At 73.5% G+C, this 24105-nt stretch carries 21 protein-coding genes; 13 read left to right on the top strand and 8 right to left on the bottom strand.

What is annotated here, in order from left to right; all coding sequences use genetic code 11:
- Positions 1 to 7: 7 nt before the first annotated feature.
- Both ACFVGS_RS10890 and ACFVGS_RS10885 read left to right on the top strand, forming a co-directional pair.
- Positions 8 to 841: a DUF5753 domain-containing protein gene (locus ACFVGS_RS10890; protein ID WP_385692406.1), complete on the top strand. Its 834-nt coding sequence runs from the start codon at positions 8 to 10 to the stop codon at positions 839 to 841.
- Positions 801 to 1067, top strand: a complete 267-nt coding sequence (locus ACFVGS_RS10885) for a DUF397 domain-containing protein (protein WP_385692249.1) — start codon at positions 801 to 803, stop codon at positions 1065 to 1067. The genes ACFVGS_RS10890 and ACFVGS_RS10885 overlap by 41 nt, the downstream gene beginning before the upstream one ends.
- Here the strand turns inward: ACFVGS_RS10885 and ACFVGS_RS10880 are convergent.
- On the bottom strand, positions 1064 to 1720 hold the full coding sequence (locus ACFVGS_RS10880) for a pirin family protein (RefSeq protein WP_385692405.1): 657 nt from the start codon (positions 1718 to 1720) through the stop codon (positions 1064 to 1066). The two genes, ACFVGS_RS10885 and ACFVGS_RS10880, sit on opposite strands and share 4 nt — an antisense overlap.
- Positions 1721 to 1813: 93 nt before the next feature.
- Between ACFVGS_RS10880 and fasR the strand changes: the two genes are divergently transcribed.
- From fasR to fabF, 5 genes are all read left to right on the top strand, one after another.
- Positions 1814 to 2995: a fatty acid biosynthesis transcriptional regulator FasR gene (gene fasR / locus ACFVGS_RS10875; protein ID WP_384417387.1), complete on the top strand. Its 1182-nt coding sequence runs from the start codon at positions 1814 to 1816 to the stop codon at positions 2993 to 2995.
- An 89-nt stretch (positions 2996 to 3084) separates the two neighbouring features.
- On the top strand, positions 3085 to 4011 hold the full coding sequence (locus ACFVGS_RS10870) for an ACP S-malonyltransferase (RefSeq protein WP_385692247.1): 927 nt from the start codon (positions 3085 to 3087) through the stop codon (positions 4009 to 4011).
- An 18-nt stretch (positions 4012 to 4029) separates the two neighbouring features.
- On the top strand, positions 4030 to 5061 hold the full coding sequence (locus ACFVGS_RS10865; protein WP_384417393.1) for a ketoacyl-ACP synthase III: 1032 nt from the start codon (positions 4030 to 4032) through the stop codon (positions 5059 to 5061).
- Between the two features lie 61 nt (positions 5062 to 5122).
- Positions 5123 to 5371 (top strand): acyl carrier protein, encoded by a 249-nt coding sequence (locus ACFVGS_RS10860; RefSeq protein ID WP_384417396.1) that lies wholly within the window; start codon positions 5123 to 5125, stop codon positions 5369 to 5371.
- Between the two features lie 95 nt (positions 5372 to 5466).
- Complete coding sequence (gene fabF, locus ACFVGS_RS10855) at positions 5467 to 6729, top strand: beta-ketoacyl-ACP synthase II (RefSeq protein ID WP_384417399.1); 1263 nt, start codon at positions 5467 to 5469, stop codon at positions 6727 to 6729.
- 199 nt (positions 6730 to 6928) lie between these two features.
- On the opposite strand, the gene ACFVGS_RS10850 is transcribed toward fabF, so the two are convergent.
- Positions 6929 to 7423, bottom strand: a complete 495-nt coding sequence (locus tag ACFVGS_RS10850; RefSeq protein ID WP_384417401.1) for a DUF3145 domain-containing protein — start codon at positions 7421 to 7423, stop codon at positions 6929 to 6931.
- Positions 7424 to 7685: 262 nt separating this feature from the next.
- Here ACFVGS_RS10850 and ACFVGS_RS10845 point away from each other — a divergent pair, with 262 nt between their 5' ends.
- On the top strand, positions 7686 to 8561 hold the full coding sequence (locus tag ACFVGS_RS10845) for an SGNH/GDSL hydrolase family protein (protein WP_385692244.1): 876 nt from the start codon (positions 7686 to 7688) through the stop codon (positions 8559 to 8561).
- Positions 8562 to 8635: 74 nt separating this feature from the next.
- Here the strand turns inward: ACFVGS_RS10845 and ACFVGS_RS10840 are convergent, their stop codons facing one another.
- Complete coding sequence (locus tag ACFVGS_RS10840) at positions 8636 to 11083, bottom strand: beta-glucosidase (RefSeq protein WP_385692242.1); 2448 nt, start codon at positions 11081 to 11083, stop codon at positions 8636 to 8638.
- Positions 11084 to 11237: 154 nt separating this feature from the next.
- On the opposite strand from ACFVGS_RS10840, the gene ACFVGS_RS10835 reads away from it, so the two are divergent.
- Positions 11238 to 11816 carry a TetR/AcrR family transcriptional regulator gene (locus ACFVGS_RS10835; protein ID WP_384417410.1) on the top strand — a complete coding sequence of 193 codons (579 nt, stop codon included), beginning with the start codon at positions 11238 to 11240 and terminating at the stop codon, positions 11814 to 11816.
- Positions 11817 to 11903: 87 nt separating this feature from the next.
- Positions 11904 to 13163, top strand: a complete 1260-nt coding sequence (locus ACFVGS_RS10830) for a pyroglutamyl peptidase (protein WP_385692240.1) — start codon at positions 11904 to 11906, stop codon at positions 13161 to 13163.
- On the opposite strand, the gene ACFVGS_RS10825 is transcribed toward ACFVGS_RS10830, so the two are convergent.
- Entirely contained in the window at positions 13150 to 14361 is a 1212-nt protein-coding gene (locus ACFVGS_RS10825; RefSeq protein WP_384417416.1) for a serine hydrolase domain-containing protein, read from the bottom strand. The two genes, ACFVGS_RS10830 and ACFVGS_RS10825, sit on opposite strands and share 14 nt — an antisense overlap.
- Positions 14362 to 14597: 236 nt before the next feature.
- Complete coding sequence (locus tag ACFVGS_RS10820) at positions 14598 to 15482, bottom strand: NAD(P)-dependent oxidoreductase (protein WP_385692238.1); 885 nt, start codon at positions 15480 to 15482, stop codon at positions 14598 to 14600.
- Between the two features lie 59 nt (positions 15483 to 15541).
- Here ACFVGS_RS10820 and ACFVGS_RS10815 point away from each other — a divergent pair, with 59 nt between their 5' ends.
- Positions 15542 to 16459, top strand: coding sequence for a LysR family transcriptional regulator (locus ACFVGS_RS10815; protein ID WP_385692236.1), 918 nt, complete (start codon positions 15542 to 15544; stop codon positions 16457 to 16459).
- 32 nt (positions 16460 to 16491) lie between these two features.
- Positions 16492 to 17205: a carbon-nitrogen hydrolase family protein gene (locus tag ACFVGS_RS10810; RefSeq protein WP_385692234.1), complete on the top strand. Its 714-nt coding sequence runs from the start codon at positions 16492 to 16494 to the stop codon at positions 17203 to 17205.
- Between the two features lie 108 nt (positions 17206 to 17313).
- On the opposite strand, the gene ACFVGS_RS10805 is transcribed toward ACFVGS_RS10810, so the two are convergent.
- Positions 17314 to 19506 carry a M4 family metallopeptidase gene (locus tag ACFVGS_RS10805; protein ID WP_385692232.1) on the bottom strand — a complete coding sequence of 731 codons (2193 nt, stop codon included), beginning with the start codon at positions 19504 to 19506 and terminating at the stop codon, positions 17314 to 17316.
- Positions 19507 to 19651: 145 nt separating this feature from the next.
- On the opposite strand from ACFVGS_RS10805, the gene ACFVGS_RS10800 reads away from it, so the two are divergent.
- Positions 19652 to 20611 carry a LysR substrate-binding domain-containing protein gene (locus tag ACFVGS_RS10800; RefSeq protein ID WP_384417431.1) on the top strand — a complete coding sequence of 320 codons (960 nt, stop codon included), beginning with the start codon at positions 19652 to 19654 and terminating at the stop codon, positions 20609 to 20611.
- Between the two features lie 214 nt (positions 20612 to 20825).
- On the opposite strand, the gene ACFVGS_RS10795 is transcribed toward ACFVGS_RS10800, so the two are convergent.
- Together ACFVGS_RS10795 and ACFVGS_RS10790 are read right to left on the bottom strand one after the other, a co-directional pair.
- Positions 20826 to 23276, bottom strand: coding sequence for an FtsX-like permease family protein (locus ACFVGS_RS10795; RefSeq protein ID WP_384417434.1), 2451 nt, complete (start codon positions 23274 to 23276; stop codon positions 20826 to 20828).
- Positions 23273 to 24076 carry an ABC transporter ATP-binding protein gene (locus tag ACFVGS_RS10790; RefSeq protein ID WP_385692229.1) on the bottom strand — a complete coding sequence of 268 codons (804 nt, stop codon included), beginning with the start codon at positions 24074 to 24076 and terminating at the stop codon, positions 23273 to 23275. Before ACFVGS_RS10790 ends, ACFVGS_RS10795 begins: the two co-directional genes overlap by 4 nt.
- Between the last annotated feature and the right edge of the window lie 29 nt (positions 24077 to 24105).

Here is a 24105-nt window from a genome sequence, read left to right as displayed (position 1 = left end):
GTGGTTTATCCGATTCACACCACCGGCCCGTGACGCGCCGACTACGCTCGGCGACAGAGCGGAACGAGACGCCGTGCGGCTACGCCGCGTCGCAGGCCGGAGGATCCCCCGTGGCACGGGCTCCCTGGTCGGCCAGATCGAGACCACGAGGAAACTCCCCACCCGCGAGTTCTCGGAACGGGTGGACGCCGCACTGGGCACGGGCGGCCTGTTCTCCCGCCTGATCGGACTGGTGCTGCGCAGCCAGCTGCCGTCGTGGTTCCAGCCGTACGCGGCGCTGGAGGCCAAGGCGACGTACATCTCGACCTACCAGGCGCAGGTGGTGTACGGCCTCCTGCAGACGGAGGAGTACGCACGAGCGGTGCTGGCCACCGGTATGCCGGACGACCTCGACGGCCTGCTGGCCGGGCGGATGGAACGCCAGCGCATCCTGGACCGGGAGCGTCCGCCGCTCGCCTGGGCGGTGCTCGACGAGGCGGTGCTGCACCGCCCGATCGGCGGCCGCGAGGTGATGCGCAGGCAACTGGCCCACTTGTTGGACTTCGCGGGCCACCGCTGGATGCGCATCCAGGTGCTGCCCTTCGGGGCCGGTGAACACGCAAGCCTGGCAGGTTCGTTCAACCTCCTCCGCTTCGAAGACGACCCGGACATCGTCTACACGGAGGACCTGATCTCCGGCCATATGACGGCCAACCCCGACACCATCAGGGAAGGCGCGCTCCGTTACGCTCACTTGCAGGCCTCCTCCCTCTCCGTGGAGGAATCGGCGGCACTGATCACCCGCGTGATGGAGGAACGCTATGGAGACCCGTCCCGACCTGAGGAACGCGCGGTGGCGTAAGTCCAGCTTCAGCGGAAACACCGGCGGCGACTGCATCGAGTGCACCGTCATAGACGGCGCGGCCTGGCGGAAGTCCTCGTACAGCGGCACCAACGGCGGCGAATGCGTCGAGGTCGCCGACGGCCACCCCGGCGCCGTCCCCGTCCGCGACAGCAAGAACCCCACGGGCCCGGTCCTGATCCTCGGCGCCCAGGCGTGGCAGGCGTTCGTGGACGCCGTCCGCTAGACGCCCCGCATCTCCCAGACCAGGACCTCCGCGTCCGCCGTAGCCAGCAGCGCCAGTCCCTCCTCCCCAGTCGCCCGGGCCGCGTCTCCCGCCGCCAGTTCCTCGCCCGCCAGGCGGACCGTGCCGCGGACCACGTGGACGTATACGAAGTCGGCGTCCGGGATCGCCGCGCGTTCGCCGAGTTCCAGGTGGCGGACGTGGAGCATGGCGCCGGCGGCCGGGAGGGCGTACGGGGTGGCGTCGGCGATGCCGCGGACCACGGCGTACGACGGGTCGCCGCCCGGTCGCGTCGGGGCCAGCCACATCTGGACGAAGACCAGCGGGTCGGGGCCGTCGTTCCGTTCGACGTGCCGGACGCCGGCCGCCGAGCTCAGGTGCTGGAGGTCGCCGGGGCGGACGACGGTCGCGTGGCCGGTCGAGTCGCGGTGGGTGAGCTCGCCCTCGACGACCCAGGTGACGATCTCCGTGTGGCTGTGGGGGTGCTCGTCGAAGCCGGAGCCGGGGGCCAGGCGTTCCTCGTTGCAGGCGAGCAGCGCGCCGAAGCGGAGGTTGTCGGGGTCGTAGAAGCGGCCGAAGGAGAAGGCGTGCCGGGTGTCGATGCCGGTTTCCGGGTCGCCTCCGGGGTACCGCTCCCCGCCGCGCTGGATGCGTATCACGGGATCACGGTAGCCGCGGCCACCGCCGCGACGGCGGCGAAACCGCCCCGCCCCCGCACGTCGCCGTCCCGATAAGGCAGTCTTGTCCCCGTGTCTGAACCCGTGAACGCCGCTCACCCGCATGCCGCGACCCTGAAGCGCCTGGAGCAGTCCTCCGGGCGGCTCGCCGCCAGCGCCATTGCCCGTATGGACGAGACGCTGCCGTGGTACCGGGCGATGCCGCCCGAGAACCGGTCGTGGATCGGGCTGGTCGCGCAGGCGGGCATCGCCGCGTTCACGGAGTGGTTCCGGCACCCGGAGACCCCTCAGGCGATCTCCACCGACGTCTTCGGGACCGCGCCGCGCGAGCTGACCCGGGCCATCACGCTGCGGCAGACCGTGGAGATGGTCCGTACGACGATCGAGGTCATGGAGTCGGCGATCGAGGAGGTCGCCGCGCCCGGCGACGAGTCGGTGCTGCGCGAGGCGCTGCTGGTGTACGCGCGGGAGATCGCCTTCGCGACCGCCCAGGTGTACGCGCAGGCCGCGGAGGCCCGGGGCGCCTGGGACGCGCGGCTCGAGTCGCTCGTCGTCAACGCGGTCCTTTCGGGAGAGGCCGACGAAGGGGCCGTGTCCCGCGCCGCCGCCCTCGGCTGGAACTCGCCGGAGAACGTGTGCGTGGTGCTCGGGACCGCGCCCGACGGCGACAGCGAGCTGACCGTCGAGGCGATCCGGCGGGCCGCCCGGCACGCCAAGCTCCAGGTGCTGACCGGTGTGCTCGGCGACCGGCTCGTGGTGATCGCCGGCGGCAACGACAACCCGCTGGCCGTCGCCAAGGCGCTGATCGGGCCTTACGCGGCCGGGCCCGTCGTCGCCGGGCCCGTGGTGCCCGACCTGCTCGCGGCGACCCGGTCCGCGCAGGCCGCCGCGGCGGGCCTCAAGGCGTGTTCGGCCTGGCAGGACGCCCCGCGCCCGGTGCTCGCGGACGATCTCCTGCCGGAGCGCGCGATCGCCTCGGACCCTTCGGCGCGTGAGCAGTTGGTGGAGGAGATCTACAGACCGCTGGAAGAAGCGGGCTCGGCGCTCCTCGAAACACTGAGTGTCTATCTGGAGCAGGCGAGCAGCCTGGAAGGCGCGGCCCGGATGCTCTTCGTGCACCCGAACACCGTGCGCTACCGGCTTCGACGTGTGACCGACGTCACCGGATGGTCACCCTCCGACGTCCGGTCGGCCTTCACCCTGCGGATCGCGCTCATCCTCGGGCGCTTGGCCGACGCGGATACGCAGTCCTAGACTTTTGTCGAACACCAACAATTCCCCCGACGGTTCTTCGTCCTTGTCCCCACGGGCGTCCGGGACCGTCCCCAAGAGAGAGTGTGAGGGTGCTCGTACTCGTCGCTCCCGGCCAAGGCGCTCAGACGCCCGGCTTCCTGACTCCCTGGCTCGAAATCCCCGGTGCCGCCGACCGCGTCGCGGCCTGGTCCGACGCCATCGGGCTCGACCTTGCCCACTACGGCACGAAGGCTGACGCGGACGAGATCCGTGACACCGCCGTGGCCCAGCCGCTGCTCGTGGCCGCGGGCCTGCTCTCCGCCGCCGCCCTCGCCGACGGCCTCGACCTCGCTCCCGGCGCGGTCGCGGGTCACAGCGTCGGCGAGTTCACCGCCGCCGCGTTCGCGGGCGTCCTCGACGACACCGCCGCGCTGCGTCTCGTACGGTCCCGTGGTCTGGCGATGGCCGAGGCCGCCGCGATCACGGAGACCGGCATGTCGGCGCTGCTCGGCGGCGACCCCGAGGTGACCGTCCCGCACCTGGAGAAGCTGGGCCTGACCCCCGCGAACGTCAACGGCGCCGGCCAGATCGTGGCCGCCGGCACCCTGGAGCAGCTGGCCGCCCTGGCCGAGGACAAGCCCGAGGGTGTCCGCCGCGTCGTCCCGCTGAAGGTCGCCGGCGCGTTCCACACGCACCACATGGCGCCCGCCGTGGCGAAGCTGGAGGAGGCCGCCCAGGGTCTGTCCCCGGCGGACCCGACCACGGCCTACGTCTCCAACAAGGACGGCAAGGTCGTCACCGGCGGCGCGGACGTCATCGCCCGCCTGGTCGGCCAGGTCGCCAACCCGGTCCGCTGGGACCTGTGCATGGAGACCTTCCAGGAGCTCGGCGCGACCGGCCTGATCGAGGTGTGCCCCGGCGGCACCCTGACCGGCATCGCCAAGCGCGCCCTGCCCGGTGTCCGCACCGTGGCCCTGAAGACCCCGGACGACCTCGACGCGGCCCGCACGCTCGTCGCGGAGACGGCCTCGGCCTGACAAGGAGTGTCGACAAGCATGGCGAAGATCAAGCCCAGCAAGGGTGCCCCGTACGCGCGCATCCTCGGTGTCGGCGGCTACCGCCCGACCCGTGTGGTGCCCAACGAGGTGATCCTCGAGAAGATCGACTCGTCGGACGAGTGGATCCGTTCGCGCTCCGGCATCGCGACCCGTCACTGGGCGTCCCCCGAGGAGACGGTCACGGCGATGTCCGTGGAGGCCGCGGGCAAGGCCATCGCCGACGCCGGGATCGACCCCGAGCAGATCGGCGCGGTCGTCGTCTCCACGGTGTCGCACTTCAAGCAGACCCCGGCGGTGGCGACCGAGATCGCCGACAAGATCGGCTCCGGCAAGCCGGCCGCGTTCGACATCTCCGCCGGCTGCGCCGGCTTCGGCTACGGCCTCACGCTCGCCAAGGGCATGATCGTCGAGGGCTCCGCGGAGTACGTCCTCGTGATCGGCGTGGAGCGGCTGAGCGACCTGACGGATCTGGAGGACCGCGCGACGGCCTTCCTGTTCGGCGACGGCGCCGGCGCCGTGGTCGTCGGCCCCTCGGACGAGCCGCACATCGGCCCCACGGTGTGGGGTTCGGAGGGCGACAAGTCCGAGACCATCAAGCAGACCGTGCCGTGGAACGAGTTCCAGCTCGGCGACGTCTCGAAGCTTCCCCTCAACGACAAGGGCGAGGTCAAGTTCCCCGCCATCACGCAGGAGGGCCAGGCGGTGTTCCGCTGGGCCGTCTTCGAGATGGCGAAGGTCGCCCAGCAGGCACTGGACGCCGCCGGCATCTCGGCGGACGACCTGGACGTCTTCATCCCGCACCAGGCCAACATGCGGATCATCGACTCGATGGTGAAGACGCTCAAGCTGCCGGAGCACGTCACGGTCGCCCGTGACGTGGAGACCACCGGCAACACCTCGGCCGCCTCGATTCCGCTCGCGATGGAGCGGCTCCTGGCGACCGGGAAGGCGAAGAGCGGCGACACGGCGCTCATCATCGGCTTCGGGGCGGGTCTCGTCTTCGCCGCGACGGTCGTTACTCTCCCCTAGGCACTCCGGATCTCTCCGGAAAGCCCGTTACCTCAGCACAGACACAAGAAGGAGCGCCAGCATGGCCGCCACCCAGGAAGAGATCGTCAAGGGTCTCGCCGAGATCGTGAACGAGATCGCCGGCATCCCGGTCGAGGACGTCGAGCTCGACAAGTCCTTCACCGACGACCTGGACGTCGACTCCCTGTCCATGGTCGAGGTCGTCGTGGCCGCCGAAGAGCGCTTCGACGTCAAGATCCCGGACGAGGACGTCAAGAACCTCAAGACCGTCGGCGACGCGACCGACTACATCCTCAAGCACCAGGCCTGATTCGGCCCCAGCCGGACTCGCCTCCGGCTGACCCGGTCCGCCACCCAGCGGTGGCGCCGTTTTTCGACCATCACACACATGGAGAAAGAATTCCTGTGAGCTCGACCAATCGCACCGTGGTCGTCACCGGTATCGGCGCAACCACTCCGCTGGGTGGCGACTCCGCTTCCACCTGGGAGGGCCTCCTCGCGGGACGCTCCGGCGTCCGGCCCCTCGAAGGCGAACGCTTCGCGGAACTGCCCGTGCGGATCGCCGCGCAGATCGCCGTCGACCCGTCCGAGGTGCTCCCCCGTCCGCAGGCCCGCAAGCTGGACCGCTCGGCGCAGTTCGCGCTGATCGCGGCCCGCGAGGCGTGGGCCGACGCGGGCTACACCGCCCCGGCCGGCGAGGACGCCCAGATCGCTCCCGAGCGGCTCGGCTCCGTCATCGCCTCCGGCATCGGTGGTGTCACCACCCTGCTCGACCAGTACGACGTGCTGAAGGAGTCCGGCGTCCGCCGCGTCTCCCCGCACACCGTGCCCATGCTCATGCCCAACAGCCCCTCCGCCAACGTCGGCCTGGAGGTGAACGCCCGTGCCGGCGTCCACACCCCCGTGTCCGCGTGCGCGTCGGGCGCCGAGGCCATCGGCTACGCCATCGAGATGATCCGCACCGGCCGTGCCGACGTGGTCGTCGCCGGCGGCACCGAGGCGGCGATCCACCCGCTGCCGATCGCGGCCTTCGCCAACATGATGGCGATGTCCAAGAGCAACGACGAGCCCGAGAAGGCCTCCCGCCCCTACGACAAGGCCCGTGACGGCTTCGTCCTGGGCGAGGGCGCGGGCGTGATCGTGCTCGAGTCCGAGGAGCACGCGAAGGCGCGCGGCGCGCGGATCTACTGCGAGGCGCTGGGCCAGGGCCTGTCGGCCGACAGCCACCACATCGCGCAGCCCGAGCCGACCGGCCGTGGCATCGCGGAGGCGCTGCAGAACCTGCTCGACGCCTCGGACCTGAAGCCCTCCGAGGTCGTCCACCTCAACGCGCACGCCACGTCGACGCCGCAGGGCGACGTCGCCGAGATCAAGGCGCTGCGGAAGGTCCTGGGCGACGACCTCGGCCATGTCGCGATCTCCGCGACCAAGTCGATGACCGGTCACCTCCTGGGTGGCGCGGGCGGCATCGAGACCGTCGCCACGGTCCTCGCCCTGCACCACCGGGTGGCCCCGCCGACCATCAACGTCGACGACCTCGACCCGGAGGTCGACGCCGACATCGTCCGCAACGAGCCGCGCGAGCTGCCGCAGGGCACGATCGCCGCGATCAACAACTCGTTCGGCTTCGGCGGCCACAACGTGGTGCTGGCCTTCCGCTCGGTCTGATCCGTCGTCATACATCTGTGAGGCCCCTGCCGGAACGTCCCGGCAGGGGCCTCACACGTGTCGTCGCCCGCCGCGCCCCGCCGCCGTCGGCCGGAGGCCGGCGCGGCGCGCCGAAGCGCGTAGGGCGCCCCCGGCGCCATGCGGTGCGAGGGGCGCGCCAAAGTCCGTTGGCGCCCTCGGCGCCGTGCGGGGCGAGGAGTCAGACCACCTGGTGGAGCCAGCGGACGGGTGCGCCCTCGCCCGCGTAGCGGAAGGGCTCCAGTTCGTCGTCCCAGGGTTTGCCGAGCAGCTTCGCGATCTCGGCCTCCAGGACCGTCTCGCCCTGCGCGGCGCGGGCCAGGGCGGCGCGCAGCCGGTCCTCGGGGATCAGGATGTCGCCGTGGATGCCGGTGACGGCGTGGAAGATGCCGAGGTCGGGCGTGGCGCTGTAGCGCTCGCCCTCCGCGGTGGCGCAGGGCTCGGCGGTCACCTCGAAGCGGAGCATCTGCCAGCCGCGCAGCGCGGAGGCGAGTTTGGAGGCGGTGCCGGTCTCGCCCTGCCAGGAGAACTCGGCTCTCCAGGTGCCCGGGGACGCGGGCTGACGGATCCAGTCGAGCTGGACCCTCGCACCGAGCACGCCCGCGACCGCCCATTCGACGTGCGGGCAGAGCGCGCGCGGTGCGGAGTGAACGTACAGGACTCCACGTGTCGTCACCGGGACCTCCAGTGTGGGACGAGGTTCGCCTTTTCCCAGCGGCCTCAGTAAACAACATCACGAAGAATGAGCTTCGCAAACCCCCAAAAAGGGGACAGCATGTGACGTGATGTAATTTACCGGAGCCGATCGGCAGGGGCGCCTCTGGTTCGACGGGGGAAAAGCTACCGTGCCGCGCCCGCGTCGGGGTGACGTACGGTCGGTCGGGGGCGGGTGGACACGAAGCTTTCACTCGCGAGGACGCCGAGGAGGGGCCGCCGGGATGCGCGGGCGACGACGTTTCCGAGCTGCCGCCGCGGCGGTCGCGCTGCTGTGCGCGACCGCGGGCCTGGCGGGCTGCTCGGGCGGCGGCCGGGTCGAGGCGGCCGCCCCGAAGCCGCGGCCGGCGCCGACGCCCGTCTGGAACGCCTCGCCCGGTTCGCTCGCCGCCGTCGGCGACTCCGTCACCCGCGCCTTCGACGCCTGTACGGTCCTCGCGGACTGCCCCGAGGTGTCCTGGGCGACCGGCACGGACGCGGCGGTCAACAGCCTCGCGCTGCGGCTGCTCGGGCCGGAGAAGGTGGCCGGCCGCAGCTGGAACCTGGCCCGCAGCGGGGCCCGGATGGCGGACCTGCCGGACCAGATGGCCGCGGCGGCGGCCGAACGCCCGGAGCTGGTGACGGTGATGATGGGTGCGAACGACGCCTGCCGGGACCGGGTGACGGAGATGACGCCGGTGGAGGACTTCCGCGCCTCGTTCACGACGGCGCTCGCCCGGCTGCGGGCCGGTGCGCCGAAGGCGCAGGTGTACGTGTCGAGCGTGCCCGACCTGAGGCGACTGTGGGAGACCGGCCGGGTCAGCCCGATGGGCCGTCAGGTGTGGAAACTGGGCATCTGCGGCTCGATGCTGGCGGACGCCGAGGATCTCGGGGCCGCGGCCGAGGAGCGCCGGACCCGGGTCCGCGACCGGGTGGTGGCGTACAACGAGGTGCTGCGCGAGGTGTGCGCGAAGGACGCCCGTTGCCGCTACGACGGTGGCGCGGTCTTCGGGTTCGCCTTCGGTCAGGACCAGCTGAGCCCGTGGGACTTCTTCCATCCGAGCAGGAACGGCCAGGCCAGGCTGGCGGAGATCGCGTACCGGGAGATCAGCAGGAAGTAGAGCGGCGGGATGCCCGCGGGCCCCGGAGCGGTTGTCAGGTTCCGCTCCGGGGCGGCTCTTGGCGGCGGGCGCCGTCAGATCTCCAGCGCCGCGGTCAGGCGGGCGTCCGCCAGGGAGTGGGCGGCCAGGACCTCGTATGCCCCGGGGACGACGGTCCAGCCGTTGCGCTGCTCGTCCCAGATCTCGAAGGCGCGGCGCGGCAGTTCGATGGTGATCTCGACGGTCTCGCCGGCGCCGGCCTCGACGCTCGCGAAGCCCGCCAGCCAGCGGGCCGGGCGCTCGGCCCGGTCCTCGGTGGGCGCGAGGTAGATCTGGACGACCTCGCGGCCGGTGCGCCCGCCGGTGTTGGTGAGGCGGACGGTCGCGGACTCCGGGGTGACGACGAGGGACTCGTAGGTCCAGGTGGTGTAGCCGAGGCCGTGGCCGAAGGGGTACGCGGGGACGGCGCCGGCCCTGTCCCAGGCGCGGTAGCCGATGAACAGGCCCTCGGCGTAGTGGAGTGCGCCGTCGACCGGGGTGACCTCGGTGACCGGGGCGTCGGCGAGGGCGACGGGCCAGGTGGTGGGCAGGCGCCCGCCGGGCTCCTCGGCGCCGGTGAGGACGTCGGCGAGCGCGGCGCCGCCCTCCTGCCCGGGGAACCAGCCGATCAGGACCGCGGCGACGTCCTCGCGCCAGGGCATCTCGACCGGGGAGCCGGCGTTGACGACGACCACGGTGTTCGGGTTGGCGGCGGCGACGGCGCGGACCAGGTCGTCCTGGCGGCCGGGCAGGGCGAGGTCCTTGCGGTCGAAGCCCTCGGACTCGACGCGCTCGGTGGTGGCGACGACCACGACGGCGGTGTCGGCGGCGCGGGCGGCGGCGACGGCTTCGGCGATCAGTTCGTCGGGGTCGCGGCGCGGCCCGAGGTGGACGAAGGAGAACATGACGGCCGGGAGCGGGGCCGCGAACTCCTTGTCCAGGGTGTGCAGCAGGGACACCTCGACGGTCTCGCCGGCCGTGAGGGCGACCTTGCCGCGCTCGACCGGCGAGCCGAAGAAGGCCTCGAAGGGGTCGGTCTCGGGGCCCATGGCCTGCACGCCGGCGAAGAGGGTGCGCCCGGCGACCGTGAGGGTGTACGCGCCGAGGCCGCGGGTGCCGAAGGAGTGCTCGCCGCTCTCGCGCGGGGTGAAGGTGCCGACGACCTCGATGGAGGCGAGGTTCTCGTGGGTGACGCCGGCCGGGAGGTCGTCGCCGATCCACTGGACCTGGCCGTTGGGCAGGCTGCCCTCGCCGAGGACGTTCCCGGCGGCGTCGCGGCAGACCGCGCGGAGGGTGAAACCGCGGTCGGCGGGGGCGAGTTCGTCGCTGGGGTCGGCACCGACCGCGTACGAGAGCGCCCCGTCGGGGAGGGCGGCGGTGAGGCCGTCGAGCGGGGAGACGACGTGGTCGGGGAAGACCTGGGCGGAGCCGCCGCCGAGGACCCGGGCGTCGCGGGCGGCGGCGCCGGACAGGGCGACGGTGGTACCTGCGGCGAGCGGAAGGGCCCGGCCCTCGTTCCGTACGAGGACGAAGCCGCGGCGGGCCGTCTCGCGGGCGAGGGCGTTTCCGTCGACGGCCTCGGGAACCTCGGTGACGACGGCCGGGGCGCCGTCGAGCGCGCCGACGCGGGCGGCGAGCCGGAGCACGTTGCGCACGGCGGTGTCGACGGCGGACTCGTCGACCTCGCCGGCCCGTACGGCGGCGGCGAGCGCCTCGCCGTAGACGGTCTGCGGGCCGGGCATGGCGACGTCGAGGCCGCCGTCGATGTCGCCCTTGGTGGAGCGGGCGGCCATCCAGTCGGAGACGTTGTAGCCGTCGAAGCCCCACTCGCCGCGCAGCACCTCGTTCACGAGGTACCGGTGCTCGGTCATGGTCGTGCCGTTGACCTGGTTGTAGGCGGTCATGATGCCCCAGGGGCGGGCGTTCCTGACGATGGCCTCGAAGGGGGCCAGGTAGAGCTCGCGCAGCGGGCGCGGCGCGATCCGGTTGTCGACGGTGAAGCGGTCGGTCTCGGCGTCGTTGCCGACGAAGTGCTTGACGGTGGTGCCGACGCCGCCGTCCTGGACGCCCTGGACGTAGCCGGTGCCGATGGCGCCGGTGAGGTAGGGGTCCTCGCTGTACGCCTCGAAGTGGCGGCCGCCGAGCGGGGTGCGGTGGAGGTTGACGGTGGGCGCGAGGAGGACGTGGACGCCCTTGCGGCGGGCCTCCTGGGCCAGCAGCCGGCCGGCCCGGCGGGCGAGGTCCGGGTCCCAGGAGGCGGCGAGCGCGGTCGGGGACGGCAGGGCGATCGACGGGTCGTCGGCGGTCCAGCGGACGCCGCGGACGCCGATGGGGCCGTCGGACATGACCAGCGAGGCCAGGCCGATCTCGGGCAGGGCGGGCAGCGACCACATGTCCTGGCCGGCGAGCAGCCGCGTCTTGGCGTCCAGGTCGAGCTTGCCCAGGGCCGCCTCGACGGCTGCCTCGCGCACGGTGTCCGCGGTGTCAGCGGTCGTCTCCGCCATGGCCGTACCTCCTCGTGATGAGCCTTGTGCGGCCATGGTGACCCGCCTACCTGTAGATCGGTAGGTTACGTTAGCATTTCGTTATCCACGGAATGGCGTACGGTCCTGTCGACAGCGGCGTACGCAGACACGTCACGACGGAAAGGGCGAGGCCATGGCTCGGTCCAGGAGCGAGGAGCGCAAGGCGGAGATCGTCCGCGCCGCCCTCGAGGTGATCGCCGAGCGCGGCTACCGGGGCGCGTCCCTCGGCGCCGTCGCCGAGCGGGTCGGGCTGACCCAGCAGGGCCTCCTGCACTACTTCCCCACCAAGGAGGCACTGCTCGTCGCCGTCCTGGAGGAGCGCGACCGCTGGGACACCAGCGGCGCCCGGGACCGCGAGCGCTGGCGGCTCGACCTCATGGAGTCGCTGGTCGAGTACAACGCGATGCGCCCGGGCATCGTGCAGACCTTCTCCGCCCTGCTCGGCGAGAGCGTCACCGAGGACCACCCGGCCCGGACCTTCTTCACCGAGCGCTACACGCAGGTGCGGGAGAACATGGCGGACGTGCTGCGCGCCGAGTTCGGCGACGAACTGCCCGGCGGCCTCAGCCCGGAGCGGGTCGCGCCGCTGCTCACGGCCGTGATGGACGGCCTGCAGTTCCAGTGGCTGCTCGACCCGGGCGCGGTGGACATGCCGGCATCGTTCCGGGACTTCCTCGCGCTCCTGAAGGAAGGGCATGTGAGGGCGCCGTAGCGGGAGTTGCGGGTGGGGCGGGATACTTCCGGCGGCCTGTCACCGGGACGGACACCCGGCCCGTCACCGTCGTACGGAAGGACCCCCGTGCCCCCGATACGCACCGCCCTCACCCTCGCCCTGACCCTGGCCGCCGTGGCGCCCGCCGCCCCGGCCGTCGGCGCGGACGCTCCCTCCCCCGCCGTCACCGTCGAAGAGGCCCGGCTCGACCGGGCCGCACCCCAGGAGATCCTGCGGCGCAGCGGATTCGCCTCCCTGGCACCGGAGTTCACCGCCTCCCTCGCGAAGGCCGGCTCCTTCGCCGAGGCCGAGCGGACGGTCGCACGGTACGGAACCGGGCTCTGGCGGCGGGCGGTGGACCGGGCTCAGGGCCGAGGGCCGGCCGGCGGCGACCTGAGCCGGGACGACGACCGTCCGCTGTACTGGACCCGCCTGGCACTCACCCGCGAACTGCGCGCCTGGCAGCCGACCTTCGGGATGACCGAAGAGGGCCGGGCTCGGCTACTCGACCGGCTGGAGCGCTCCTCACGCGGCCAGGACGCGATCCGCTACCCGTCCGGGAAGGGCGTGAAGCGCATCCTGCTGACCGGCTTCGACCCGTTCACGCTCGACCGGGACACCCGGATCAGCAACCCCTCCGGGGCCACCGCGCTCGCCCTCGACGGCACCTGGCTGCGCACCGCCGACGGCTCCCTCGCCCAGGTCGAGACGGCCGTCTTCCCGGTGCGCTGGCAGGACTTCGCGGACGGCTCGGTCGAACGGACCCTGCGCCCGCACCTGCCGGAGGTGGACCTGTTCACCACGGTGAGCCAGGGCCGGCCGGGCCGCTTCGACATCGAGCGGACCAACGGGGCCTGGCGCGGCGGCTTCCCGGACAACGAGAACCTGTCCCGTACGGAGACGGTGCCGGTGGCCGATCCGGCGACGCAGCCCCAGTGGACGTCGACGACCCTGCCGTACACGGCGATCACGGCGGCGCCGACCGGGCGCTTCCCCGTGTACGACAACACCTCGGTGACCGAGCTTCCGGCCGGGTCGGGCACCCCCGTGGTGCGGCCCGGCGGGCCGACCGCCGGCTCCGTCGCCCGGGCGGGCGGCGGCGGGAACTACCTCTCCAACGAGATCGCCTACCGCGCCACGCTGCTGCGCGACCGCCTCGGTCTGACGCGGCTGCCCGGCGGGCACGTGCACACGCCGGTGCTCCAGTTCGGCGCGGGGAACACCGACCCGGCGACGGGCGCGGTCACCGATGCCGAGTTCGTACGGAACAGGCTCGACATCATCGCCCAGGTGCGGGCGATCGTCGCCGTGGCGGCGGGGTACGAGACACCCCCTAGCGCGGGGTGATCCCGCCCGCGTAGACGTTCTTCGGGGTGATCACCGACGTGACCGCGCGGGCGACGAGGGTCGAGGGCTCCTGGCCGTCGACGAGGGAGTCCGTGTTGAGGATGAGGACCAGCGTCGCCTTCTGCGAGGGCAGGTAGACGGTCACGGTCTCGTAGCCCGGCAGGGAGCCGTTGTGCCCGATCCAGCCGTTGGTGTTCAGGATGCCGAGGCCGTAGCCGGTGCCGGGGAAGCCGGTGGGGAGCGTCTTGAGCCGCTGGGCCTGCGTCTCGGGGCTCAGCAGCTTTCCGGTGGCGAGGACCGGGGCCCAGCGGCGCAGGTCCTCGAGGTTCGAGATCATCCCGCCGGCCGCCCAGGCCCAGCTGGGGTTCCAGTCCGTGGTGTCCGCGACGGCCCCGGTGAGCGTCTGGTCGCTGTAGCCGCGCGCGTGCGGCTCGGGGAACTCGGCGCCCTTCGGCAGGAAGCTGTGGCGCAGGCCGCCCGGCCGGACCACGCGGTCGTGGATGACGTCGGCGAGCCGCCGGCCGGTCACCTTCTCGACCACCAGGCCGAGCAGGACCAGGTTGGAGTTGCAGTACTCGAACGTCGCGCCGGGCTCGAAGGTGTTGGCGTGCCGGTAGCCGTAGGAGAGCACCTCCCACGGGTTGAAGGCGCGCTTCGGCTCGCTCAGGAGGTCGTGGATGAAGTCGGGGTCGGAGGTGTACGGGAACAGCCCGCTGCGCATCTCGGCGAGGTGGCGCAGCGTGATCCTGTCGCCGTTCGGGACGCCGCGGACGTACGTGTCGATCGGGTCGTCCAGCTTCACCTTGCCGTCGTCGACGAGCTGGAGCAGCGCGGTGACCGTGAAGGTCTTCGTCTCGCTGCCGATCCGGACGTAGGTGTCGGTGAACATCGGCCGGCCGGTGGCCTTGTCGGCGACGCCGGTCGCCCGGACGTAGCAGCCCTTGCCGGGCATCCACACGCCGACGACGAGGCCGGGGATGCCGGCCTGCTTGCGGACGTCCTCGACGGTCTTGTCGAGCCGGGCGGTCAGCTGCGGGCCGAGGCCGCCGGGCGGGCAGTCGTCGCCGTGGTGCGGGCCCGTGCCCGCGCGCGGGGCGGGTGCGGCGTGGACGGGCGTGAGGGGGACCGTCGCCAGCGGAGCGAGGACGGCGGCGGCGAGCAGCGTCGCGGCGAGCAGCCGGTGCGGGGTACGTCGCATGGTGGGGGGCGCCTCTTCCAGGTCACGGGCCCGGACCGGTTGCCGCCCCGGGCTCGCACTCGTAGTCGGACTCGACCTCGGACGGCCACATCAGCACCGGGTCGGGCGCGGACCGCTCACCGCCCGGTCCGCGCCCCGGCGAGTCCACTCGTTCGGCGCCGCCGCGCGCCCGCCGCGTGCGCCTCTGCTGCGTGCGCCTCGGTTCCGTGCGCCTCTGTTTCCTGCGGCCCCGGCTCCTAGGCGGTCCGGCGTACGATCGCCGCCAGGTCCTCGCCCGCGAGGGACGGGTCGGCGGTCAGGGCGGCGTGCACGGCCTCCAGGACCGGCAGCTTCGCCGCGGTGGCGCCGGTCGCCAGGGCCACGTCCTTGGCGGCGAGCGCGACCGGGAAGTGGACGCCGGTCGCCGTGGCGCGGCCGACGGCACCGGCCAGCGGGCCCGCTCCGAGGGTGCGCAGGGCCAGGTCGCGGGGCAGGCCGAGGGAGTCCGCGAGGGTCAGGGCCTCACCGATCAGCGCGACCCCGCCGATGACGGCGTTGATGAGGACGAGCTTCAGGGCGGCGCCGGTGCCGGGGCCGCCGCACGGCGTGACGGTGCCGAGCCGGTCGAGGACGCCCGCGACCGGGGCGGTGTCGCCGCCCGCGAAGATGAGCAGCTCGCCGGTGGCGGCCCGGTCGACGCTGCCCATGACGGGCGCGTCGACCAGGGTGACGCCCTCGGGCAGCCGGGCGGCGAGCTCGGCCACGGTGTCCGGGCCGATGGTGGAGGTGTCGATCCACTGGGTGCCGGGGCGCAGCGCCGGGATCATGGTGTCGGCGACGGCGAGCGCGGCGGCCGGGTCGGCCAGCATGGTGATGACGACGTCGGCGTCGGCGACGGCCTCGGCCGGGTCGGCGGCGCGCACGGCGCCGTCGGCGACGAGCGCGTCGGCCTTGCCGGGCGTGCGGTTCCAGACGGTGAGCGGGTGGCCGGCGTCGAGGAGGCGGCGGGCCATGGGCAGGCCCATGTTGCCGAGGCCGAGGAAGGCGATCTTGGGCAGGGTCTGGCGCCCGTGCCGCTCGTGCTCGGGCTCGCCCTGCTCGCCCTCGGGTCGCTGCTTCTCGTTCGCGTTCTCGTTCTGCATGCCCTCGACGCTAAAGCGCGACCCTTCCATGCGACAAGCGAATGTCTAGCATGGCTGCCATGCCCACTCCGCATGGCTCGCAGAGCCTGTACGAGGTCTTCCTCGCCGTCGCCCGCGCGGGTTCCTTCACCGCCGCCGCCCGTGCCCTCGGCTACACCCAGTCCGCGGTGTCCCGGCAGATCCAGGCCCTGGAGGAGGAGACCGGCGCGGCGCTGTTCGAGCGGCTGCCGCGCGGTGTGCGGCTCAGCGAGGCGGGACGGGTGCTGCTGCCGCACGCGGAGGCGGTGCGGGACCGGCTCGCCCGCGCCCGGGCCGAGCTGGCGGCGCTGCGCACCCTGGACGGCGGGCTGCTGCGGCTCGGTGCCTTCTCCAGCGCGGGCGCGGCGCTCGTCCCGCGCACGCAGGCCGCCTTCCGGGTGCGCCATCCGGGCGTCGTGGTGACCAGGGTCGAGGGCCCGTCGGTGAAGCACCTGGGGCTCGTCTCGGCCGGCGAGGAGGACCTGGCCGTGGTCAGCCCGGCCGCCGACGGCCCCGCTCCGGAGGGCGTGACGCTCCATCACCTCCTGGACGAGCCGATGCTGGTGGCCCTCGAACGCGGGCATCCGTACGCGGGACGGCGCGACGTGCGGCTCGCCGAGCTGGCCGACGAGGAGTGGATCGTCGGCAACGAGCGGCTGGAGGACACGCTGTTCCGGCCGGCCGTCACGGCCGGACTGCGCCCGCGCACCGGGCTGATCGCGCACGACTGGATCGCCAAGCTGGGCGCGGTCGCGGCCGGGCTCGGCGTCACGCTCGTACCGGCGCTCGCGGCGGCGTCCGTGCGGCCGGACGTGACGCTGGTGACGATCCACCCGGACGACGTGCCGTACCGCAGGATCTGCGCCGCGACCCCGCCGGTGCCGACGGTGGCGGCGACGGCGTTCCTGGGGCTGCTGCACGAGACCGCACAGGAGCTAACACCCACTACGCGGTATTGATCCTTACCAGGAGACACGGGATGATGGCGGCCATGATCGTCGCCGCCTCGCAGTTCGCCCCGGTCGCCGGGGACGTCGCCGCCAACGTCCGTGTCATCACCGGTCTGGTCCGCGCCGCCGGGGCCGAAGGGGCCCGGCTCGTGGTCTTCGCCGAGCTCTGCCTCACCGGCTACGAGCCGAGCCTGATCCGCCGCACTCCCGAGCTGGTGCTCACCGAGGACGACCCGCGCCTGGAGCCGCTGCGGCAGGCGTGCCGCGAGGCGGGCACCGCGGTCGTGGTCAACGGCCCCGGCCACCGGCCCGCCGGCCGCCCCGGGATCACGTCCTTCGTGATCGGCCCGGACGGCTCGCTGCTCGCCCGCTACGACAAGAGGCATCTGTACGGGGTGGAGGCCGAGGCCTTCGCGCCGGGCACCACCGACGGGCGCTTCGAGCTCGACGGGGTCCGGTTCGCGCTCGCCACCTGTTACGACAACCGCTTCCCGGACCTCGCCGAGCGGGCCGCCGCCGACAAGTGCTCGGTCTACCTGGCCAGTTCGGTGCTCGGCGCCGACAACGACTCGTTCACGGCGGTCTATCCGGTGCGGGCCCGCGACTTCGGCCTGTACGTCGTCCTGGGCAACGCCATCGGGCCCAACGAGGACGGTGTGGCCGGCGGCATGGCCGGCGCCTGGGGCCCGGACGGCGGGCGAATCGCGGACGCGGGCCCGGACAAGCCGGGCTTCGTCCTCGCCGACGTCGGCTGAGGCCCGAGGAGGGCCGAGCCGTCACGGAACCCCCTGCCCGTGACGGCTCTCCCCCCGCCCCTGTCACGGGGCGCTCAGAACTCCCCTACGAGGCGGTCAGGACGTCCCCTACGGGGCGCTCAGACCCAGCGTGTAGGCGCCGGAGCCGCTGTAGGCGTGCACCACGTAGCGGTAGTAGCCCGCGGTGCCGTTGTAGGTGATGTCCTCGTCGGCGCTCGCCGTGCCGCCGACCGCCACGTCCGCCCAGCCGGAGCCGTTCCACTTCTGCAGGTAGAGGTCGAAGTCGGTGCCGGCCGGACCGCGCAGGCAGCCCACGTGGGTGCCGGAGGTCGCCGAGTAGTAGTACGAGCCGTCCGGCTGGGCCTCGGCCTGGCCGCTGCTCAGCGAACCCTCGTAGGTGTACTCCGTGTTCGCGCAGCCGGTGGGCGGCGGGGTGTCCGTGCCGACCGTCAGCTGGTAGGTGACGGTGTGGGTGGCGGAGCCCTTGCCGGTGACGGTGATCGGGTAGGTGCCGTTCGCGGTGCCGGCCGCGACCTGGACGGTCATCGTCGAGGAGCCGCCCGAGGTCACCGAGGAGGGGCTGAAGGAGACGGTGACGCCGCTCGGCGCGCCGCTCGCGGAGAGCTGCACGGTCTGCGCGCTGCCGCCGGTGGTGGTCGTGTTCACCGTGGAGGTGACCGAGGAGCCCGCCTGGACGGAGCCCGAGGCCGGGTTCAGGGCGAGCGAGAAGTCCGGCGTGGTGGTGCCGCCGCAGTCGGTCTCACCGGACTGGGCGGGGACGCCGATCGCGTTCCAGGCCGTCTTCACGGCGTTGCACTCGGCGCTGCCGTAGGTGTTCTTGGCGGTGGCCAGGGTCGCCTTGCGGGCGGCGAGGTGGTTCCAGGAGGAGGTCTTCATCAGCAGCGCGCCCATGAAGATCTTGCCGGCCTTCTGCACGCCGATGCCGGTCACGGAGGACGGGCCGCCGGAACAGATCGGGCTCGACGGCTTGCCGCCGCCCGGGTTGGAGCCCTCGGCCAGCAGGTAGAACCAGTGGTTCTGCGGGCCGGCCGCCGCGTGCACCTCGGTGCCGGAGTTCAGCTGCGGGTAGCAGTTGGGGTCGCCGGCGAGCGAGGGGTTGTACATGTAGCGGATCGGCTTGTTGTCGCCCAGGAAGTTCAGCTTCTCGCCGACCGTGTAGTCCGGGGTGTCGTTGGGGTTGGCGGCGAAGTGCTCGGTGAGCGCGCCGAATATGTCGCCGGTGGACTCGTTCATGCCGCCGTTCTCGTTGGACGAGCCGGCGCTGCCCGGGGTCCGGTCGAAGATCTCGTGACCGTACTCGTGGGCGACGACGTCGATGCCGGTGAGCTGGTTGGTGCCGTTCTGGTTGCGGCCGTACGTGGTCTTGGTGCCGTCGTAGTACGCGTTGACCTCGCCGAGGCCGGCGCGGGCCGGGACCATGCCGCCCTGGCCGTTGATGCCGTTGTAGCCGAACCACTGCTTGAGCATGTCGGACTCGCGCTGGGCCGCGTACATGATGTCGACGCAGGCGGTCACGAGGTCGTTGGCGGTGCCGTTGCCCCAGGGCGGCGTGCCGGTGTAGGCGCTGCCGTTCTGGCCGCCGCACCGGAAGCCGGAGCGGTTGGGGTCGGTCATCGAGCTCGCGGCGGTGTCGATGGTGACGTTGCCGTTGTGGTAGCCGCGGCCCTCGGCGTGCCTGACCTTGTCGGTGACCTGGGTGACCTTGCCGGTGCGGGCGTCGACGTAGGTGTCGAGGGAGCTCGGCAGGTCCTGGGCGGTGCGGCCGACGACCAGGGTGTGCCAGGTGAGGACGGGCTTGTTCCCCTTGAGCAGCACGGTCAGTTCGGGCGTGCTCGCGCTCTCGACGTCCGCGAGCTGCGCGCGGGCGGTGGCGAGGGCGGCGGCCTCGCCGACGGCGGCCTCGGTGGACAGCCTGATGGCCGGGGCGGGCGCGGCGGCGACGTGACGGACCTTGCCGGCGCTGTCGGAGAGGACGACGGCGTCGCCGCCGGTGACCGGGAGGCCCTTGTAGGTGCGCTCGTAGGCGGCGTAGTAGAGGCCGCCGGTCCACGGGGTGACGGCGGTGCGGACGAGTTCCTCGTCGGTGCCGTGGCGCAGCCCGTCGAGTCCGCTGTCGGCGGCCTTGTCGGCGGCGGCGAGCGCGAGGGACCTGCCGTGCCCGGGCGGTACGGGCTGGGACGGTCCGTCGGTGGCCGCGGCAGCGGTGCCCGCGAGGGTGCCGGCGAGGCTCGCCGTCAGCGCGAGCGCCGCCAGGGCCGCGGTGAGTCTGGTGGGGTGCACGTCTGCTCCGTTCGGGTGGGGGGAGACGGTGGGACGCGCCGAGTATGTGCGTGGACATGGCAAGTCGGGGACATCCCACCCGGCATAAGACCCGCGTTATGCCGAACCCGGCCCTCCGCCCCGACGCGCTGCTTACCCTGCTGAAATGCAGCTGGAGTTGAGACATCTCGAAGCCGTCTGCCGGATTGCGGAAGCGGGCAGTCTGGGCCGTGCGGCGGCCCGCCTCGGCGTGTCCCAGCCGGCCCTCTCCGCGCAGCTGCGGCGCATCGAGCGGGCCGCGGGCGGGGAGCTGTTCGTCCGCGGCAGGCACGGCGTCGATCCCACGCCGCTGGGCGAGTTCGTGCTGTCCAGGGCCCGCCGCGTGCTCGGCGAGATGGACGCCCTGGCGGCCGGCGCCCGCGCCGCCGCACCCCACCCGACGCTGCGGCTCGGCTGCATCCTGCTGGTCCTGATGGACCGGCTGATCGGTCGCCTCGAGGAGGAACTCGCGGGTCTGGACGTCGAGATCGGCATCGAGCACTCGGTGACCACGCTCAGCCGGATGCTCGGTGCCGGACAGTACGACGCGATCGTGTACGGGGAGGTCGGCGACCACGAGGTCCCGCTGCCCGAGGGCGTGGCGGCCCGCACCCTCGTACCGAAGGAACCGTTCTGCGTCCGCATGTCGGCGGCGCACCCGCTGGCCGGGCGCGAGCGGATCGACCTCGCGGAGCTCGCGGGCGAGACCTGGATGACCATGGTGGAGGACGACGACGGCGGCCCGGAGGCGCTGGTCGGCGCCTGCCGGAAGGCCGGCTTCACCCCGACGCTGCGCTACCGGATCGCCGACCGGAAGATGCACTACGACCTGATCGCGGCGGGCCGGGCGATCTCGGTGAGCCAGCCGACGGCGCCGCCCGCCGAGGGCACCGTGCTGCGCCCGCTGGCCGGCGACCCGCTCACCGGCCGCATCCGGCTCGCGTGGAACCGGGCCGCCGTCTCCGGGCGGCGGGCCGCGCACCTGTACCGGGCGGCGGGGCTCGCGTACCTGGACAACGTGCCCACCAACGCCTTCCACCGGACGTGGTGGGAGGCCCGCCCGGAGCTGCACCCGGTCCTGGACTGAACGGGCGGGCCGGTGCCCCCCCCCCCCCCCGCATCGGGGCGTCGCACCGCTCCGGGATGCCGCGACCGTGGAGGCGCTCTCCGGTCCCCGGGGATGTGGACGGGATCGCCGTGGCCCTGTGAGGCGCGCGTCCGCCGACTTCCGCCCGGCACGGCCTGCCTGACCAGGCGTCACCCCCGACTCTGCCGGCGACCACCGCCGGTCCCACCCCACGTCACTCCGTGCGCAGGGCGCGCGCCGTGTCCGTGCGGGCCGCCCAGCCGGCCGGGAGCAGGGCGCCCGCCGTCGCGATGAGCACTCCGGCGAGGGCGAGCGCCGCGAGCACAGGTGCGCCGTACACGTCCAGGTGCGCCGGCGGGATCGTCGTACCGACGGCCCGGCCCATCGCCGGCATCACCGCGCGGTGCAGCACCGTGCCGAGCGGCACGCCCACCGCGCCCGCGAGCAGGCCGACCGTCGCGACCGAGGTGAGGACCTGGGTCACCGTCTGCCCCGGGGTCATGCCGAGGGACTTGAGGACGCCGAGGTCGCGGACGCGGTCCCGGGTGTCGAGCACCACGGTGTTCAGGACGCCGAGGGCGGCGACGGTGACGGTGAGGACGGTGAGCATCACGATCAGGGCGCGCATGGCCAGGATCGTGGAGGAGTGGCCGGTGTCGGTGGGCTCGGCCGTCGCACCGAGGGGTGCCAGGCGGGTGTTCAGGCGGGCGAGGTAGTCCTCCTCGTCGGTGCCCGGCGCGAGGACGACGGAGAAGGCGCTCGGCAGGTAGCGGGCCCCGAGGGCCGTCACGGACGCCGCGTCGGTCCGCAGGGTCATGCCCTTGCCGCCGAGGTCGAAGATCTCCCCGACGATCCTCAGCCGCACCGTCCGGCCCTGTTCGGAGAGCGTCACGGTGTCGCCGACGCCCAGACCGGCGGCCCGCAGGAACCGGGTGGCGGCGACCGCCTCGCCGGGTCCGCCGAACCAGCGGCCCGCGACCATGGTGTGCGGGGCGACGGAGGTGTCTCCCGTGTACACGACGAGCGGCGTGCCGCCGGTGAGTCCGGCCGCGCCCACCGTGGTCGTCGTCCTCCGGTAGAAGGCGCCGGTGCCCGCCACCGAGCGGAGCACCTCCGCCACCGCCGCGGGGTCGGCGGGCTTCGGCGGTGCCGCCTCCGGGCCGGCGGTCGGGCCGACCGTGCGTACGGTCACGTCGCCGCCGCGGTCGGGGGAGCCCTCGGCCTGGACCGCGCCCAGCGTGCCGCCGAGCCCGACGGCGAGGGTCACCGCGAGGGTCCCGAAGGCCACGCCCGCGCCCGTCGCGGCCGCGCGGGCCGGGCGGGCGAGCGGGCTCGTGAGGCCGAGGACCACGGCGGGCGGCAGCCGCAGCCGGCCCAGGAGGGCGGCCACCCGTCGGGTCGTCGCGCCACCGGCGGCCCTGCCGGTGCCTCCCGCCGTGCCCTGGCGGACGGCGTCGGCGGCCCGCAGCCGGGCGGCGCGCAGGGCGGGGGCGAGCGCGGCGGCGGCCACCACCAGCAGGGCACCGGCCGGCACCGCGAGGTCCACCCACACCGGGACGGTCACCGAGGCGGTGCCGTACGCCTCCGCGACCCGCGCCATGAGCGGCACGGCCAGCGCGTTGCCGAGGGCGACGCCGAGCGCGGAGCCCACCGCGGCCGGGATCAGGGCCTGGGCGACGTAGGCCCGGCCGACCTGGGCGGGCGTGAGGCCGAGGGCCTTCAGGATGCCGATCCGGCGGGTCGCCGCGCCCACGGCACCGCTGACCACGATCCCGATCACGAGGACGGACAGCGCGAGTCCGAGGACGGCGAAGGCGGTGACGAACGGGATGAACGCCGCCGTGTCCTCCGTCGCCGCCTGCCGCACGTCGAGGTACGACTGCCCGCCGGACGGCGCGTGCGGCGCGACGACGGCGGCGACCGCCGCCCGCCCCGCCTCGACGGCGACGGCGTCCGGGGCGTCCCCGAGCCGGTACAGCATCTGCAGGTCGGGCTTCTTCGCCCGGGCGCCGGCGCCGTGCCCCGACCGCTCGCCGGCCCGGCCGTCCCGCGCGCCCGAGGCCGGATCCTGCGCCGCGAGCGCGGTCACCTGGGCGGGAGTCACCCACGCCTGGGCGCTGTCGCCGACGGAATCGGCGACGCCGACCACGGTGAGGCGCTCCGCGCCGGCTCCCCGGCCGGCCGCGAGGACGCTCCCGGTCCTGATGCCGAGCGGCAGGGAGCCCGAGGCGAGGACGATCTCGCCGGGCCCGGCCGCCCAGCGGCCGTCCACGAGTTCGACCCGGTCGACCGGCGCTTCGGGTGCCGCACGCCCGGCCACGGTCAGCGGCGGGGGTTCGAATCCGGGCGGCGTCGGCGCGCCGTCCGTCGGGTGGAGGCGGACGGACACGACCGGGAAGGGGCCCGCCGCGGCGGTGACGCCCGTCGCGCGGGCGGTGACCGCCGCCTGCTGCGGTGTCACCGTCGCGCCGTCGAAGCGGGCGGTCAGATGGGCGCCGTTCTGCCGGGCGAAGGCCCGGTCGAAGGGTGCCTGGGAGACGACCAGGAGGCCGAGGGCGAGCACCGCGGCCGCCACCGAGAGCAGCGTGGTGAGCACCATGACGGCGGTCTGTGCCTTGCGCCGTCCCACGCCCGCGCGGACGACCTTGCCGAGCGCCCCGTTCACCGGGTCACCGCCCGCGCGTCCCGGGCGATCCGCCCGTCCACGAGCTCGATCGTCCGGGTCGCGCAGGACTCGGCGAGCGCCAGGTCGTGGGTGACCAGGACGATCGTCTGCCCGTCCGCGTGCAGTTCGCGCAGGAGGGCGCGGACGTCGGCGCCGGAGGCCGAGTCCAGGGCGCCGGTCGGCTCGTCGGCGAGCAGCAGCGGCGGCCGGTTCATCAACGCCCGGGCGACGGCGACCCGCTGGCGCTCGCCGCCGGACAGCCGGCCCGGGTGGGCGTCGGCGTGCCGGTCGACGCCGAGGTACGAGAGGAGTTCCGCCGCGCGGTCCGCGGCCTCGGCCCGCGGCACGCCGGCCAGCTGGGCGGGCAGCAGCACGTTGTCGCGCACGGTCAGGTCGTCCAGGAGGTGGAAGAACTGGAAGACCATGCCGATGTGCGCGCGCCGGTAGCGGGCGGCGGCCGCCTCGCTCATCGTGTCGACGCGCTGTCCGGCGACGGTCACGGTGCCGGTGCTCGGCCGGTCGAGTCCGGCGACCAGGTTGAGCAGCGTCGACTTCCCGCTGCCCGACGGGCCGAGGACGGCGAGCGCCTCTCCGGGCGCCACCAGGAGCGTCAGGTCGTCGAGCACGGCCCCGGCGGTGCCGCCGTCGCCGCCGGGGCGCGGTCCGGCGGCGCCATCACGGCGACGGGTGCCGGTGCGCCCGGCCTCGTACGTCTTGCCGACTCCTCTCAGCTCGATCAGGGCCTGGACGGGGCCGTCGGGGCGGCCGGGCCGGCCGGGGTGGTCTGTCTCGGCGGTCATGCGCTTCTCCGGTGCCGGTGGGAATCGTC

The sequence above is a fragment of the Streptomyces sp. NPDC127114 genome (assembly GCF_042677525.1).
Taxonomy (GTDB): Bacteria; Actinomycetota; Actinomycetes; order Streptomycetales; family Streptomycetaceae; genus Streptomyces.
The sequence above is the reverse complement of the archived record's forward strand: the minus strand, read 5'-3'. Positions and strand labels throughout refer to the sequence as shown.